Below are 16,980 nucleotides of genomic sequence, written 5' to 3'. Positions count from 1 at the left end.
TGCGGGGTCTCACCTTCCCGCTAATCCCGCAGGAGTCTCGCACCTTACGCTCCAATCAACCTGATTTACCAATATAATTGCCTCTAAGAACTCATAAAAAAACAACAATCTTTAAGAGAAAACTCTTCATTAAAAGGTTGTCTTTCAGTTTTTTAATTTCCAATTAAATGGATAATCGTTTCAAACTAGAAAGGATTCGAGCCAAATCAGGTGTGATTAGAGCCAATTCATCAGCTATTCGAGCCAAATCGAGCTTCATTCGAGCGAATTGATATCTGTTGCCCCTTTCGTCATATACCTTCTCAAAAACTTGGATTATTTCAGTTCAACAAAGGAGATACTATCAATAAGATTAAAGGTGTTGCAGGAGGGAATGCGATGAGCTGGACAGGTATTGCTTTGTTTATCCAATTGTTTTTTGGGATTATCATTGGCGTTTATTTTTTGAATTTGCTGAAAGGGCAAAGAACGCAAAAAGTTTCCATAGACCGTGACTCGAAAAAGGAAATGGATCAGCTGAGAAAGATGCGTTCCATTTCGCTGACAGAACCGTTATCCGAGAAAGTAAGGCCAACGTCATTTGAAGATATTGTGGGACAGGAAGACGGAATTAAATCTTTGAAGGCAGCGTTATGCGGCCCCAACCCTCAGCATGTCATCATTTATGGGCCTCCCGGAGTAGGGAAAACGGCGGCGGCCAGGCTCGTTCTTGAAGAAGCCAAAAAAAATAATAAGTCCCCATTCAGGCAGGGAGCTGTATTTGTAGAGCTGGATGCAACCACAGCCCGCTTTGATGAAAGGGGAATTGCCGATCCTTTAATTGGTTCTGTCCATGACCCGATATACCAGGGAGCAGGAGCGATGGGACAGGCAGGCATTCCGCAGCCGAAGCAAGGAGCTGTAACGAATGCACATGGAGGCGTCCTGTTCATAGATGAGATAGGAGAGCTGCATCCGATTCAGATGAATAAGCTATTGAAGGTGCTGGAAGACCGGAAAGTGTTCCTTGAAAGTGCTTATTATCAGGAAGAAAACGTGAATATTCCTACACATATCCACGATATTTTCAAAAATGGCCTTCCGGCTGATTTCAGGCTGATTGGAGCAACAACAAGGACCCCGAGTGAAATTCCGCCGGCTATCCGTTCCCGGTGCCTAGAGGTGTTTTTTAGAGATCTTGAACGCGGTGAGGTTATCAAGGTCAGCAAACGGGCAGCTGATAAGGTGAGGATTTCCATCAGCGAGAAAGGGCTCGAAACCATCTCCGGGTATGCCAGGAATGGCAGGGAAGCTGTAAATATGGTTCAGACATTAGCGGGGATTTCTATTACTGAGGACCGAAACTTTATTAAAGACGAAGATATCGAATGGATTGCCCACAGCAGCCAGCTTACTCCCCGGATGGACCAGAAAATTAAGGAAAAGCCAAAAGTTGGCCTTGTGAACGGACTTGCTGTTTACGGGCCGAATTCAGGAGCCCTTCTTGAGATAGAAGTAACGGTCATTCCTGCAATTGATAAAGGAAGCATTAATATTACCGGAATCGTTGAAGAAGAAAGCATAGGCGGAAATGGGAAGTCCATCCGCAGAAAAAGTATGGCAAAAGGATCGATTGAAAATGTCATCACCGTACTCCGCTCCATGGGTGTGCCGGCTGATCAGTTTGACATTCATGTCAACTTCCCTGGCGGCAGTCCTGTTGATGGTCCCTCTGCTGGTATCGCGATGGCGACAGGAATCTATTCGGCCATTTATAAAATTCCGGTGAATCATAAGCTGGCCATGACAGGTGAAATCAGCATCCATGGGCAGGTGAAGCCGATTGGCGGAGTCATACCAAAGATCAAAGCAGCCAAGCTTGCAGGAGCTGATACTGTGATCATCCCAGAGGAAAATATGCAGAGCATCCTGCAGGAAATAGATGGGATAACCATCATCCCAGTAACAAAACTGAAGGATGTGTTTGACAAGGCATTATTAAAGGATATCATCCCGGAGAATATTATCCCGTCCATCAGCATTTCAAAAAAAGAAAGTGTATAACAAAAACGGCCCCGGTTTACCCATACCGGGGCATCTCTATTTGGCTGAAGCTCTTTTTTTAGGCTATTTTCTTAAAGACTGTTGTTTTTAATGAATTCTGTAAGGAGATCTCGTAGTTAAATCGGGTTGATTGGAGCGTTCTGGAGCGGAAAACATCCACCTTGTTTCAAAGCAGCAACGTTTTCGGAAAAACAGTATTTTATTAAAACAGGTTTAGCCGCATCAACTTCACCACAGCGCGTTGGCTGACCAAACAAATAGACACTTTCATACAAATAAGATAGAATTGTTAAAAGGTTGTCAAACAGGGTAATTTATAAGTGAATGCACATGTTGCAAATAGATAGATCTTATGGAGGTGTCAGGCTATGGCTGATAAAGAAATCATCGTCCCCCTCCTGCCGCTACGAGGACTGCTTGTGTATCCTACAATGGTTCTGCATTTGGATGTAGGACGAGATAAGTCTGTACAAGCCCTTGAAAAAGCAATGGTAGAAGACCATCTCATCTTTTTAACCACACAAAAAGATGTATCTCTGGATGATCCCGGAGAAGAAGATATATATACCATGGGGACTCTTACAAAAGTTAAACAAATGCTAAAGCTTCCCAATGGGACAATCCGTGTTTTAGTAGAAGGTTTGAACCGGGCAGAAATCGTTTCTTTTTACGATAATGAGACGTATTTTTCCGCTAAGCTTGAAGTATTCGAAGACAGTGAAGACAAAGAAACCGAACATCAGGCATTAATGAGGACCCTCCTTGAATACTTCGAGCAATACATAAAAATGTCAAAGAAAATTACCGCAGAGACATTTTCATCAACGGCTGATATCGAAGAACCAGGAAGGCTTGCAGATATTGTTTCTTCCCATCTGCCGCTGAAGCCAAAGGAAAAGCAGGAGATTCTGGAAACCTTAGATGTCAGGCAGCGGCTCGTGCGTGTAATTGAGATCATCAACAATGAAAAAGAAGTGCTGAATCTCGAGAAAAAAATCGGGCAGCGCGTCAAACGCTCAATGGAACGCACACAAAAAGAGTACTATCTGCGCGAACAGATGAAGGCCATCCAGAAGGAGCTTGGAGACAAAGAAGGAAAGACCGGCGAGATTGCCGATCTTACCTTGAAAATACAAGCTGCCGGCATGCCTGAGCATGTAGAGAAAACCGCCTACAAAGAACTGGACCGCTATGAAAAGGTTCCATCCAGTTCTGCTGAAAGTGCGGTAATCCGCAACTACATTGACTGGCTCGTTTCTCTTCCCTGGTCGAAAACCACAAAGGATGACTTGAACATCATCAAGGCAGAAAAAATATTGAACCGCGATCATCATGGCCTTGAAAAAGTCAAAGAACGTGTGCTAGAATTTTTGGCTGTACAGCAGCTGACAAACTCCCTTAAAGGGCCGATTCTTTGTCTTGCAGGACCTCCTGGGGTCGGTAAAACAAGCCTTGCCAAATCAATTGCTGCAAGCATGAACCGGAACTTTGTGCGCGTTTCCTTAGGCGGGGTAAGAGATGAATCTGAAATCCGCGGACACAGGCGCACATATGTAGGGGCTATGCCCGGCCGGATTATTCAGGGAATGAAAAAGGCAGAAACCATCAATCCTGTTTTCCTTCTCGATGAAATCGATAAGATGTCCAGCGACTTCCGCGGTGATCCATCTTCAGCCATGCTTGAAGTATTGGATCCGGAGCAGAATCATAACTTTAGCGACCATTATATAGAAGAAACCTATGATCTTTCACAGGTCATGTTCATCGCGACGGCCAATGATCTTTCAACGATACCTGGACCGCTTCGCGACAGAATGGAAATCATTAATATTTCCGGATATACGGAAATTGAAAAGCTTCATATTGCGAAAGAGCATCTTTTGATAAGACAGCTGAAAAGCCACGGGCTGCAAAAGTCCCAGCTTCAGATCCGAGATGACGGCCTGCTTCAGATCATCCGCTATTATACACGCGAAGCTGGAGTACGGGGCCTTGAGCGCCAGCTTTCTGGCATCTGCCGCAAAACAGCTAAAATCATCGTGTCTGGCGAGAAAAAGCGTGTGGTGGTGAGTGAGGCCAATGTGGCTGATTTCCTCGGGAAAACGATGTTCCATTACGGCCAGGCCGAAGCGGAAGACCAGGTAGGCGTTGCCACTGGGCTTGCTTATACTTCAGTTGGCGGAGATACCCTTCAAATCGAAGTGTCCCTTTCTCCTGGCAAAGGCAAACTGGTTCTGACCGGTAAGCTTGGTGATGTAATGAAAGAATCGGCACAGGCTGCATTCAGCTTCGTCCGCTCCAAAGCTGAAAAGCTTCATATTGATCCGGACTTTTATGAAAAGTATGATATTCATATCCATGTCCCTGAAGGAGCAGTTCCAAAGGATGGCCCGTCAGCTGGAATTACGATGGCAACCGCATTGATTTCCGCATTAACGGGAGTGCCTGTCCGTAAGGAAGTCGGAATGACCGGCGAAATTACGCTTAGAGGGCGTGTACTGCCGATTGGCGGCTTGAAGGAGAAATCTCTCGGTGCCCATCGTGCAGGATTAACGAAGCTCATTGTTCCAAAGGATAACGAAAAGGACATTGATGATATCCCTGAAAGCGTCCGGAAAGATTTAGAATATGTTCTCGTTTCACATGTAGATGAAGTACTTGAACACGCATTGGCAGGTGAAATTGAATGAAAGTAACAAGCGCTGATATTGTGATAAGTGCTGTAAAGCCTGAACAGTATCCCGGCGAGCAGCTTCCTGAATTTGCATTAGCAGGAAGATCGAACGTGGGCAAATCCAGCTTTATCAACAAAATGATTAACCGGAAAAACCTTGCGAGAACCTCGTCTAAGCCAGGAAAAACACAAACGCTGAATTTTTACATTATTAATGACAGCCTTCACTTTGTGGATGTACCTGGATATGGCTATGCTAAGGTATCTAAGTCCGAACGTGCAGCCTGGGGTAAAATGATTGAAACGTATTTCACTAACCGTGAACAGCTGCGTGCAGCCCTGCTGATTGTAGATCTTCGCCATCCTCCAACAAAGGATGACATCGCGATGTACGAATTTTTGAAGCACTACGACCTGCCGCGCATTGTCGTTGCTACAAAGGCGGATAAAATTCCAAAAGGCAAATGGCAAAAGCACTTAAAAATCACACGTGAAACATTGGGCCTTGATAAAGAAGACGAACTGATTCTGTTTTCTGGTGAAACAGGAGAAGGAAAAGAAAAAGCATGGGGCATACTAAGCAAGTATATGTAAAAAAAAGCGGAAGCGCCTTGTTCATAGGATCAAAGACTAAAGACGCCACATCCTGTGGCAACGTCTTTGTGACCCCCATCCTGGGGGCCTAAGCAAATAGGGCTTTGGCCTTGGAAGGCGTTCTTTTGCCTTCTGAGGCCAAAACATCTTAAAAGGATCGAAGGCTAACTGCTCTGCATCCTGCAGAAACGCCTTCATGACCTGCTTCCTGCAGGCCTCAGCGAGCTAGGCGCTGTAGCTGGATTATGTAAAAAGCGAAAGCGCCTTTAAATTGGCGCTGACGCCTGATTATGCGATAACTATAGTACCGCTCCAAAAAAAGAGCCTGGCACATTCCAAAAGGATGGCCAGGCTCTTTTTAATGCGTTTTTAAAGGGATAAAAGGCCTGCTGCCCATATCCTATTTCTTTTTCACAAGAAGAATGATGCCAATCAGCATCACGATGAATGGCCAAAATTTAGCAGGGTCGGCTGTACCTATTTTAATTAATCCCATCATGCCTGTAATTTTGTCATAAAATAAGGAAAGAAGGGAAATGACTAATAATACTACACCATGAAACAATCCAGTGCTGGAGGCCCTTGCCCGCAGGATGAAGCCCAGCGCTATGATTAAGATGAACACTCCAATATTATCGGGCCATATCTCAAGACGGTGGACAACATGGAAGTGCAGCCCGAATCCGAAAAGGATGACACCCGGCAATATGGCTTCGTTATCCTTTCCGCTGTATGCCTGTATCAAAAAGGCGATGCCGACAATGCACAGAATCGTAGGCCAATTGAAAAAGCCCTGAAACAATTCAATGTTTGCCTGTTTCAGAAAAAAGTATAGACCGAATCCTATTAAGATCAAACCGGGGAAAATACGCTGTGATTTCATGATTACCTCCTGGATATGCCAATTACTTGAAGTGCTTATTCATTTTTGTTATGGTACTTTTGTATGTATGCCAAAGGCGGCAAATATGTAAACAAGGATAAGGATGTTTTCCTTTTAATAATAAACGCTTCAAAAAGGACAGTCTAAACTTTTTTTCTTTCATATTCAAAGAAAAAAACTTTCGTCCTGCAGGGGTGAAATTGTTTGGTCCATTTTCATGTTAGCATATGTTTCATAAACTGTTCATAATTTTTTTCGTTTCACGAAATTGTACATGGTATAATAATTAAGGTTCTTAATTGATTAAATCTTGGGGGTGCAAACAAGGGATGCATATACTAGCGGTTGGACTAAATTATAAGACTGCCCCTGTCGAAATACGTGAAAAGCTGTCATTCGATGAAGCTGAACTGGCTGAGGCAATGAAAGCTCTTAAAAATAAAAAAAGCATATTAGAAAACGTCATAGTATCCACCTGTAACCGCACAGAAATTTATGTGGTAGGCGACCAGGTCCATACTAGCCGATATTATATAAAAGAATTTCTTTCAGAATGGTTCCAGATTGAGCAGGAGGAGTTTTCTCCTTATCTATTTGTGTACGAAGGAGACGGAGCGGCAGAGCACCTGTTCCAGGTTGCCTGCGGGTTGAATTCTATGGTTCTTGGCGAAACTCAGATACTCGGACAGGTCCGCCAAAGCTACATGCTGGCGCAGCAGGAAAAGACGATTGGCTCTGTGTTCAATCATCTATTCAAAGAGGCGCTGACATTAGCCAAAAAAGCACACTCAGAAACAGAGATTAACACCAATGCCGTTTCAGTCAGCTATGCAGCTGTTGAACTGGCCAAGAAAATTTTCGGAAGCTTAGACGGCAAGAATGTATTGATTCTTGGCGCCGGAAAAATGGGCGAGCTTGCGGTACAGAACCTGCACGGAAATGGTGCCGGCAATTTGACCGTCATCAACCGTACACATGAAAAAGCCGCTGCTCTTGCTGAACGTTTTTCAGGACAGGCAAAAGAACTTTCCGAATTGCAGTCTGCCTTATCAGAAGCGGATATCCTGATCAGTTCAACAGGTGCAAAGGATTTTGTCATAACGAAGGACATGATGGATAATGTGGACAAAGTGAGAAAGGGCCGTCCGATTTTTATGGTCGACATTGCTGTTCCTCGTGATTTGGATCCAGCGATTTCGGAATCTGAAAATGTCTTTCTTTATGACATTGATGATCTTGAAGGAATTGTGCAGTCCAATCTTGCTGAACGGAAGAAAGCTGCAGAAAATATCCACTTGATGATTGAACAGGAAATTGTCGAATTTAATCAGTGGATCAATATGCTGGGTGTCGTGCCTGTAATTTCTGCACTGCGCGAGAAAGCCCTGGGCATTCAGTCAGAAACAATGGAAAGCATCGAGAGAAAGCTGCCCCATCTTAGCGAACGGGATATCAAGCTTTTGAACAAACATACTAAAAGCATCATTAACCAGATGCTGAAAGATCCGATCCTTTATGCGAAGGAAATGGCAAATGAGCCTAATGCCAGGGAAGCATTGGACCGTTTTGTGAAAATCTTTCATTTAGAAGAATCAACTAGCCCATCTCCAGCAGACAAAGAAACTGTTATAAAGGGTGCAGGAGTCCAGATGATTCCTGCTCAAGCGTAATAAGCATCTATGCTGGAGCTCACGATGACAAGATTGCACGAAGCTACTGTTTTGCTGTATGCCTTAAGCGTGCTCTTATATTTTATGGATTTTCTTAATAATAACCAGAAGGCAAACAAAGTGGCCTTCTGGTTGCTTGCTATTGTTTGGCTGCTGCAAACAATTTTTTTATTTCTTTATATGGCAAAGACAGGCAGGTTCCCGGTTTTAACGATATTTGAAGGTTTATATTTTTATGCGTGGGTACTGATTACCCTTTCGCTGGTGATCAATCGTTTTCTCAGGGCCGACTTTATTGTTTTCTTTACAAATGTGCTCGGTTTCATGGTGATGGCTATCCACACCTTTGCCCCTGTTCAGGTCGAATCGGACGTGCTTGCCCAGCGACTTGTGTCTGAATTGCTGCTGATTCATATTACGATGGCGATTTTATCCTACGGAGCTTTTTCGCTGTCATTTGTCTTTTCCCTGCTATATATGATTCAATATGACTTATTGAAAAGAAAAAAATGGGGAAAGCGCCTGCAGCGCCTTGGAGATCTTTCGCAGCTTGAAAGAATGTCCTTCATTCTTAATGGGATTGGGGTGCCCATCCTGATCTTTTCTCTGATACTGGGGCTGCAATGGGCGTATATTAAGGTTCCGGGTGTCCATTGGTTTGATTTAAAAATTGTGGGCTCATTCATTGTTCTTGCTGTTTACAGCGTGTATTTATATATGAAGGTCCGGAAACAGCTTTATGGAAAGAAGTTAGCGTTATTGAATATTTTTTCGTTCATTATCCTGCTCATTAACTTTTTTCTTTTCGGAAGCCTTTCTACATTCCACTTTTGGGTTACATAGGAGGATATCATGAGAAAAATTATTGTCGGTTCCAGAAGAAGCAAACTGGCCATCACACAAACAAACTGGGTGATTCGCCAGCTAAAGGAACTTGGTGTACCTTACGATTTTGAAGTGAAAGAAATTGTGACTAAAGGTGACCAGATTCAGGATGTAACATTATCCAAAGTAGGCGGCAAGGGTTTGTTTGTGAAAGAAATTGAACAAGCTATGCTTAACAAAGAAATCGATATGGCTGTTCATAGCATGAAGGATATGCCGGCTGTGCTTCCAGATGGTCTGACAATCGGCTGTATACCTCCTAGGGAAGACCATAGGGATGCTTTGATTTCAAAAGGCAATATACCGCTCGATGAACTGAAGAGCGGGGCAGTCATCGGAACAAGCAGCCTTCGCCGAAGCTCACAGCTTCTTGCCAGCCGGCCGGATCTTGAAATCAAATGGATCCGCGGAAATATTGATACGCGTCTGGAAAAGCTGAAAAACGAAGACTATGATGCCATCATTCTCGCTGCCGCAGGACTTGCCAGAATGGGCTGGAAGGCTGAAACGGTGACAGAATATCTGGAGCCTGAGCTTTGCCTGCCTGCAGTAGGCCAGGGTGCACTTTCCATTGAATGCCGCAGTGATGACCAGGATTTGCTGGCAGAGCTGCAAAAGCTTACTTCTGAAGAAACAAAGATTACAGTGGAAGCGGAGCGGGCCTACTTAGATAAAATGGAAGGCGGCTGCCAGGTGCCGATTGCCGGCTATGCCGTTGCCAAGGAAAATGGCAATATCTCACTGACAGCACTTGTCGCTTCTCCTGACGGAAAAGTGATATACAAGGAAGTAGTTGAGGGGCGCGATCCGGCTGCAGTTGGAGAAGAGGCGGCCCGTATCTTGAGTGAAAAGGGTGCCAAGGAACTGATTGACCGCGTCAAAGCGGAGCTGGAGCAATAATGCCCGAAAATAGGCTTCCAAAAGGATACAGGATCCTGGTTACACGGGAAAAAAAGCAAGCTTCTGGTTTAGTACGGAAAATCGAAGCAAATGGAGGGGTTCCGCTTGCGGTCCCTCTTCTTGAATTTGTTCCGCCTGACTCCCTTGAGGTCATCCAAGAAACGCTTATGATGTTAGACGAATTTAATTGGCTTATATTCACGAGCCAAAACGGAGTCGATTTTTTCTTCAGCCAGTATGAAGCAGGAGCTAGAGAGAGCAAACTGCCGAAGATTGCCGTAATCGGGAACCAGACAAAAAAGGCTCTCCTTAGCCGGGGACTGCAGCCTGATTTTATGCCGGATAAATTCGTTGCAGAAGAATTCGCCCGGCAATTTGTCCCGCATCTTAAAGCTTCCGATCAGGTTTTGATTGCAAAAGGAAATCTGGCACGCCCTGTAATTGCAGAGGCAATCAGGGCCGCTGGAACGGCTTGCGAGGAATTGACGGTATACCAAACGAAGCTGCCTGACAAAAGCGGGGAATTGCTGGCCGGACTCCTGAAGCAGCAGCAAATCGATGCGGTTACATTCACAAGCTCCTCGACCGTCCACCATTTTATGAAAATCGTTAAGGTGAATTCCCTGCAAAATGATGTAAGAAACATTATGATAGTATGTATAGGCCCTATAGCAAAACATACAGCTGAGCAATATGGACTCACCGTCCATGTCTGCCCGGATATTTATACATCAGATGCAATGATTGACCAATTATCAGCCCATCTGCAATCAGTACGGAACTTATAGGAGGAATTCAAATGAAAGACCTACAATTCAACCGCCACCGCCGCTTGCGTTCAAGTGCAGGCATGAGAGCATTGGTGCGTGAAACGTTTTTGAGGAAAGAAGATTTGATTTATCCGATCTTTATCATTGATGGTGAAAATATTAAAAATGAAATTTCGTCCATGCCTGGCGTTTATCAGCTGTCGATGGACAACCTTCATGCAGAAATGGAGGAAGTGTCTGCACTTGGCATTCAATCCGTCATCTTGTTCGGAGTTCCTCATGAGCATGATAAAGATGAAACAGGTACAGGCGCCTACTCTCATAATGGTTTAGTGCAGGTGGCCACAAGGCTTATTAAAAAGGAATTTCCTGAAATCATCGTAATTGCCGATACTTGTTTATGCGAATACACAAGCCATGGCCATTGCGGCGTAGTGGAAGGCGGCAAGATCCTGAACGATGAATCACTCGATCTCCTTGCTAGAACAGCCATTTCACAAGCCGAGGCAGGTGCCGATATTATTGCGCCTTCCAATATGATGGACGGATTTGTAACAGCAATCCGCGCAGGGCTTGATGAAGCAGGATACGAAGATATTCCAATCATGTCTTATGCAGTCAAGTATTCATCCGCGTTTTACGGTCCTTTCCGTGATGCTGCAAATGGTGCACCACAATTCGGCGACCGCAAAACCTATCAAATGGATCCGGCTAACCGCATGGAAGCCTTCCGCGAGGCAGAATCAGATGTGGAAGAGGGAGCTGACTTCCTGATTGTAAAACCTGCTCTTTCTTATTTGGATATGGTCCGGGACATGAAAAACAGCTTTACCCTTCCAATTGTAGCTTATAATGTCAGCGGTGAGTATTCCATGATCAAAGGAGCGGCATTGAACGGATGGATTGATGAAAAAGCCATTGTCATGGAAATGCTGACTGGCATGAAGCGTGCAGGCGCAGACTTAATCATCACATATTTTTCAAAAGATGCTGCACGCTGGCTGGATGAAGAAAAATAAGCAAAAGGGCAAGTTACCTTTATATGAAAAGGGGATATGGGAATGCGGTCATATGAAAAGTCAAAATTAGCATTTGAAAAAGCGAAAAATGTTATGCCAGGCGGGGTAAACAGCCCGGTCCGCGCCTTTAAATCGGTCGATATGGACCCGATTTTCATGGAACGCGGAAAAGGCTCCAAGATTTATGATATTGATGGAAATGAGTACATTGATTATGTGCTATCCTGGGGCCCTCTGATTCTTGGGCACTCGAATGACCGGGTGGTCGAGGCAATCAAGAAGGTTGCCGAAACAGGAACAAGCTTCGGGGCATCCACATTAATTGAAAATAAACTCGCCGAGCTAGTAATCGAAAGGGTCCCATCCATTGAGATGGTCCGTATGGTATCATCCGGTACAGAAGCAACGATGAGTGCCCTTCGTCTGGCAAGAGGATATACAGGCCGCAATAAAATCCTTAAATTTGAAGGCTGCTACCATGGACATGGAGATTCCTTATTGATCAAAGCAGGTTCAGGCGTTGCGACACTGGGACTTCCTGATAGCCCGGGTGTGCCTGAGGGAACAGCGAAAAATACAATCACGGTCCCTTATAACGACTTAGCTGCTGTTTCATATGCATTTGAACAGTTTGGCGAAGATATTGCCTGCATCATTGTAGAACCTGTTGCCGGCAATATGGGCCTTGTACCGCCGCAGCCTGGCTTTTTGCAGGGGTTAAGAGATATAACCTCCCAATACGGCGCACTGCTGATTTTTGATGAAGTTATGACAGGATTCCGTGTGGGGTATAACTGTGCACAGGGCTATTACGATGTGATGCCTGACATTACCTGCCTCGGCAAGGTAATTGGCGGCGGCTTGCCAGTCGGCGCCTTTGGCGGAAAAAGAGAAATTATTGAAAAAGTGGCTCCAAGCGGAACGATTTATCAGGCCGGCACGCTTTCAGGAAATCCGCTGGCGATGACGGCAGGCTATGAAACATTGAGCCAGCTGACTCCTGAAGTGTATGAGGAATTTAAACGCAAAGGTGATATGCTGGAAAAGGGCATAAGTGAGGCTGCAGAAAAGTATGGCATTCCGCATACCTTTAACCGTGCAGGCTCCATGATTGGCTTATTTTTCACAAATGAAAATGTCATCAACTACGAAGCAGCAAGATCTTCTGATTTGAACTTTTTCGGTACTTATTACCGCGAAATGGCTGATCAGGGTATCTATCTGCCGCCGTCCCAGTTTGAAGGATTATTCCTTTCAACCGCGCATACGGACGAAGATATCATGAAAACCACCGCCGCTGCTGAAAAAGCATTTGCGAAGTTGAAGAAATAAAGAGACCTGCTATTCAGCTTAGTGCTATCTAAATAATAGGAACCTAACATCAGGAGGCCAGATCCCTTATCATTTATGGGATCTGGCTTTTTTATTTGTGTCTCTGTTAACCTGCCTGTGGATTTCCATTCCAGTACAAGACTCCCGGGGCATTTGCCGATCATGCCAGCTTGGCTCCTGCGGGTATCATCTCTAATCAAAATACACTCTCCAATCAGCAAAGTGAAGATGTCCTCCATGCACTCCTGATACCGTGCATGCACATTTTGTTTTGTTCCTCCAGTAATATTCCATTTTCCTTCTTCATAGATTGTTAATGGCATCGTTATTGTTTTTTTTTCTGAATTATGGAAGGAGGAGTTGTGTTGACCAGAGAAAATCAATCGTCTTTACGATTTTCATTAGAGGAGTCCATTTGGTTTCAGAAGGGACAGGAAGTAGCTGAGCTATATTCCATTTCCCTTGACCCGAATGTATCCATCCAGGAAAACGATCAATATGTGGTCATCAAAGGGACCCTTGACTTAAGCGGTGAATATAGAAATGAAGTTCGCAGCGGAGAATCTGTAATCAGGGATTACACACAAAAAAATTATCCCAAAACCATCCACAATGTGGAGAAAAGAGAAAATGGAAACAGTGAATTTTCCCACAGGTTTCCAGTGGATATCACCATACCGGCAAACCGGATTTCATCACTTTCTGAAATTGATGTGAGCATCCTGTCGTTCGACTATTCTCTGCCGGATAAAAACTGTCTTAAACTTCAGGCGGATTTGCTGATATCAGGCATTTATAATGAAGCACAAGTCAGTACTAGTACTGCAGACAGGTTTGAAGAAGACAGCACAGCTGAAGAGGATGAAGACTACTACAGCTACGCCGGAGCAGAAGAAACAGAAGAAATTGAAGAAACAGAAATATACAGTGACGTACCCCGTGCAGAGGAGAAGGCAGCAGATGATGAAAACACCGATTACTATCCGTATTATGCTGAAACGGAACATCATAGGAATGATGAGGAAATAGAAGATGATCCACACTTTACCCTCCCTGTTGAAACGGAAGAAAGCGGACAGTACAGCTGGTACACTCAGGAAGAAACTGTGACGGCACCAGTTGATGGAGAAGAAGCTGATGCTTTTGCCGGTTACAGAAATGATCCAGCTTTTGATCCTTATACCGAAGCTGAAGAAGAGACCGAGATTTATTTTCAATATGAAGAAGAGCCATCAAGCGATCCTGAAATCAATGAACCGAAAATGGATTATGAACAGCCTCCGAATGAGTCCTATGGAAATGATGTGTTCCAAAACTCGCTATACCGTGCCGATGAAGAACCCGGGCACTATCCTGATAGCGGGGGGGATGAAGAACCTAGGCAAAACCTTTCTTACAGTGAGTACGAGGAAGAACCCGGGCAAAATCTATCTTACAGTGAGTACGAGGAAGAACCCAGGCAAAACCTTTCTCCCAGTGAATACGAGGAAGAAGCTGAGCAAAGCCTTTCTCCCAGTGAATACGAGGAAGAAGAAGAGCTATACAGGCCCTTCAGTGTAGAGGTTACCAAGCCTGCTGAAGCAGAAGAGGAGTCACAGCCTATCTTAATAAAGGAAGAGCAGCAGGCACCGGTTTTTGAGATACCTGTTCTTCCATATGAAAGTGGTGCACCTGACAGCATTCCTGAAGAAATTCTGCGCATAAATGAGAACAAGCAGGATGAAAAACCGGCACGAGCCGAAAAACTGCCTACACCATTATTGGAATTGGCTAGAAGAAGAGAAGCGCCTCCCAAGAAAAATGCCGGCAAAGCGGAAAAGCAGGAGCAGGCGGAAACGGAAAAGCGCGTTTCTTTAACAGATTTTCTCGGCAGGAAGCAGGAAGAGGAACTGACAAAGGTTAAGGTCTGCATTGTTCAATACGGAGAAACATTGGATACACTGGCAGACCGCTATGATGTCTCGGTGCAGTCCCTTTTAAACAGCAATGAACTCGAACCTAACCAGGATATTTTTGAGGGTCAGGTTTTATATATCCCCAAAACACCAAACTTTAAAAGGTGAATATGAGAAATTATAGGTAAAGCAGAGCGGAAACCCTGCTCTGCTTTTTTAGTACAGCGAGAGGGGCTTTTTAAGTTCCAAATGCTTGTCACGGCAGAACAGGCGCATGCGCCTTTTTAAAATGGTCGTTCAGAAGAAAGCGGGGAAATCTCGTGAATGAAAACGAGAATCTGAAACAGGATACAGAAAGGATTGTCCAGGATTATGCGCTTTCTGTTCTTTTTGTGGAGCAGCATGGAAAAATCAGAAAGGTATACACCGACAAAGGCGTTTTCGCACTGAAGCTCATTCCTCCCAAACATGGCATTGATTTTATCCGGAACGTCCAATTTCTGTATCAGCGGGGATATAACCGGATTGTCCCTATATATCCGACTAATGACGGAAGATATGCAATTCTCCATAATGGCAGCCTGTATTATCTGATGCCATGGCTCTCAAATGATGAAAATGGGGAAAGAAATGAGCGGCATAAGCAGATGTTCAGGGAACTGGCCAGGATGCATACTCTATCTTCGAGGGAAATGGCAGTGGATGAAGAACACAGGCAAGAGCATTATCAGACAACACTAGAGGAGTGGAAAAAGCAGGCGGAATTCTTGGAAGAGTATGTGGGAAGCTGTGAAAGAAAATGGTATATGTCCCCGTTTGAGATGATTTTTGCCTCAGCATATGCTGATATATCCCAGGCCCTTAGCTATAGCACGAAGAAGTTTGAAGAATGGTATGAAAAGACAAAGGATAAGGAAAAGGTGAGGACTGTGATGACTCACGGAAAGTTATCACTGAAGCATTTTATCTATGATGACCGGGGATATGGCTATTTTATCAACCTCGAGAACTCAAGGAAAGCGCCTGCCCACTTTGATTTGCTTCCGTTTGTGGTCAAATCGTCCAAAACATATCCTGTTAAAAATGATGATTGCGTGGATTGGATATATAATTACTTTAAGTATTTCCCTCTAAAAGAAGATGAATTGCTCCTGTTTCAAAGTTACCTTGCCTATCCTGGCCCCTGCTTGGACATTGTCAAAAATTATTTTGAGAAAAAAGGCAGCCTTAAAGAAATGGATTACCTGAAGCAGCTGCAGCGGCAATACTGGCAGCTGAAAAATACCGAATATGTTGTCATGAAAATGGAAGAAATCGAGGCCCAGAAAAAGGCCGCTGCCGCACAGCAGGCCCAGGAACAAAGCTAAGACCGGCTGTCTCTTATGGCAAATTCCACAAATCAGTCCAGGGAATCAGCCAGCAGGGAATTAACCGGTCTTTTTTAGATTAACAACATACCTACCTGCGAAAGCGCCTATCAGCAAGGTGCTTTCGCATTTGTGTTCGTCGGACTGCAGTGCCTAGCCTCTCGAGGTCATAAGCCACGCAAGAATTGAAGTCAAAGAGCGCCTTCTATTCTTGCGCGTTTTATGCTTTGATCCTTTAGCTTCCGCAATTGATTTCGTCGAGCTGCAGTGCCTAGCCCCTCGAGGTCATAAGCCACATAAGAGTTGAAGGCAAAGAGCGCCTTCAATTCTTATGTGTCTTATGCTGGTCGGAGGCCCCCAGGACGGGGGTCACAAAGACGTTGCCGCAGGATGCGGCGTTCTTAGTCTTTGATCCTTTTAACGAGGCGCTTCCGCTTTTGATTTCGTCGAGCTGCAGCGCCTAGCCTCTCGAGGTCATAAGCCACGTAAGAATTAAAGGCAAAAAGCGCCTTTTATTCTTACGCGTCTTATGCTGGTCGAGGCTTTCGAGGCGCTTCCGCATCCGGGGTTAGAACCATTCAAGCTGGAATGCGACTGCTATTAGTATTAGCAGGGCCAGCAGCAGTACGTCGAATGTGGTTGGAAAGAAAAAGGTCCGGATTCCCTGGAATATGCAAATGGGAATGATGCATTGCTGGCAGGCGTTTCGGCAGGTTCTCAGCCATGGCGGCATGGAGTAAGGGGAAAATCTTCGCTTCATTCTTCAGCACTTCCTTCATAGAGTCATATTATATTATGGGTATCTGCGCAAAAAGGTGAATAAGCAATCACGCTATTCCCTGAGTGAGTATAATATATAAAAAATCGGAAAGAATGATTGACTGAATAGCTATTTTTTTTGTAGTATATTAGGTATATTACTTTTGATAAAAAAATACATTGAAAGCT

13 protein-coding genes and 1 other annotated feature (1 of these 14 running past the window's edge) are annotated in these 16,980 nt (G+C 44.5%); of the genes, 11 read left to right on the top strand and 2 right to left on the bottom strand.

Annotation, left to right across the window (positions count from 1 at the left end; translation table 11 throughout):
* The first annotated feature begins 378 nt into the window (after positions 1-378).
* From lonB to yihA, 3 genes are all read left to right on the top strand, one after another.
* Positions 379-2,043: an ATP-dependent protease LonB gene (gene lonB / locus BIV59_RS03720; RefSeq protein WP_071350101.1), complete on the top strand. Its 1,665-nt coding sequence runs from the start codon at positions 379-381 to the stop codon at positions 2,041-2,043.
* Positions 2,044-2,411: 368 nt separating this feature from the next.
* On the top strand, positions 2,412-4,733 hold the full coding sequence (lon, locus tag BIV59_RS03715; RefSeq protein WP_071350100.1) for an endopeptidase La: 2,322 nt from the start codon (positions 2,412-2,414) through the stop codon (positions 4,731-4,733).
* On the top strand, positions 4,730-5,311 hold the full coding sequence (gene yihA, locus BIV59_RS03710; protein WP_071350099.1) for a ribosome biogenesis GTP-binding protein YihA/YsxC: 582 nt from the start codon (positions 4,730-4,732) through the stop codon (positions 5,309-5,311). Before lon ends, yihA begins: the two co-directional genes overlap by 4 nt.
* Before the next feature lie 400 nt (positions 5,312-5,711).
* Here yihA and BIV59_RS03705 read toward each other — a convergent pair whose 3' ends face one another.
* The gene (locus tag BIV59_RS03705) at positions 5,712-6,194 is read right to left on the bottom strand and encodes a LiaI-LiaF-like domain-containing protein (protein WP_071350098.1); all 483 of its coding nucleotides are present in this window, start codon (positions 6,192-6,194) and stop codon (positions 5,712-5,714) included.
* 329 nt (positions 6,195-6,523) lie between these two features.
* On the opposite strand from BIV59_RS03705, the gene hemA reads away from it, so the two are divergent.
* The 8 genes from hemA to ysxE all read left to right on the top strand — a co-directional run bounded on the left by hemA (position 6,524) and on the right by ysxE (position 16,032).
* Positions 6,524-7,864, top strand: coding sequence for a glutamyl-tRNA reductase (hemA, locus tag BIV59_RS03700; protein WP_071350097.1), 1,341 nt, complete (start codon positions 6,524-6,526; stop codon positions 7,862-7,864).
* 9 nt (positions 7,865-7,873) lie between these two features.
* Positions 7,874-8,707 carry a cytochrome C assembly family protein gene (locus BIV59_RS03695; RefSeq protein ID WP_071350096.1) on the top strand — a complete coding sequence of 278 codons (834 nt, stop codon included), beginning with the start codon at positions 7,874-7,876 and terminating at the stop codon, positions 8,705-8,707.
* Between the two features lie 9 nt (positions 8,708-8,716).
* Positions 8,717-9,649, top strand: a complete 933-nt coding sequence (gene hemC, locus BIV59_RS03690; protein WP_071350095.1) for a hydroxymethylbilane synthase — start codon at positions 8,717-8,719, stop codon at positions 9,647-9,649.
* The gene (locus BIV59_RS03685; protein WP_071350094.1) at positions 9,649-10,437 is read left to right on the top strand and encodes a uroporphyrinogen-III synthase; all 789 of its coding nucleotides are present in this window, start codon (positions 9,649-9,651) and stop codon (positions 10,435-10,437) included. The genes hemC and BIV59_RS03685 overlap by 1 nt, the downstream gene beginning before the upstream one ends.
* Before the next feature lie 11 nt (positions 10,438-10,448).
* Entirely contained in the window at positions 10,449-11,438 is a 990-nt protein-coding gene (hemB, locus tag BIV59_RS03680; protein WP_071350093.1) for a porphobilinogen synthase, read from the top strand.
* A 42-nt stretch (positions 11,439-11,480) separates the two neighbouring features.
* Positions 11,481-12,770 (top strand): glutamate-1-semialdehyde 2,1-aminomutase, encoded by a 1,290-nt coding sequence (gene hemL, locus BIV59_RS03675; protein WP_071350092.1) that lies wholly within the window; start codon positions 11,481-11,483, stop codon positions 12,768-12,770.
* Between the two features lie 365 nt (positions 12,771-13,135).
* Complete coding sequence (spoVID, locus tag BIV59_RS03670; RefSeq protein ID WP_071350091.1) at positions 13,136-14,833, top strand: stage VI sporulation protein D; 1,698 nt, start codon at positions 13,136-13,138, stop codon at positions 14,831-14,833.
* A gap of 152 nt (positions 14,834-14,985) precedes the next feature.
* A complete protein-coding gene (ysxE, locus tag BIV59_RS03665) occupies positions 14,986-16,032 on the top strand; it encodes a spore coat protein YsxE (RefSeq protein WP_083392031.1) in 1,047 nt (348 codons plus the stop codon).
* A gap of 568 nt (positions 16,033-16,600) precedes the next feature.
* Here the strand turns inward: ysxE and BIV59_RS22670 are convergent.
* Positions 16,601-16,792, bottom strand: a complete 192-nt coding sequence (locus tag BIV59_RS22670; RefSeq protein ID WP_083392030.1) for a hypothetical protein — start codon at positions 16,790-16,792, stop codon at positions 16,601-16,603.
* Positions 16,793-16,971: 179 nt separating this feature from the next.
* Positions 16,972-16,980 (top strand) — a binding site (T-box leader) (it continues 237 nt past the right edge of the window).

The organism is Bacillus sp. MUM 13 (genome assembly GCF_001866725.1).
Taxonomy (GTDB): Bacteria; Bacillota; Bacilli; order Bacillales; family DSM-1321; genus Peribacillus.
This window is presented reverse-complemented; position numbering and strand designations above follow the sequence as displayed.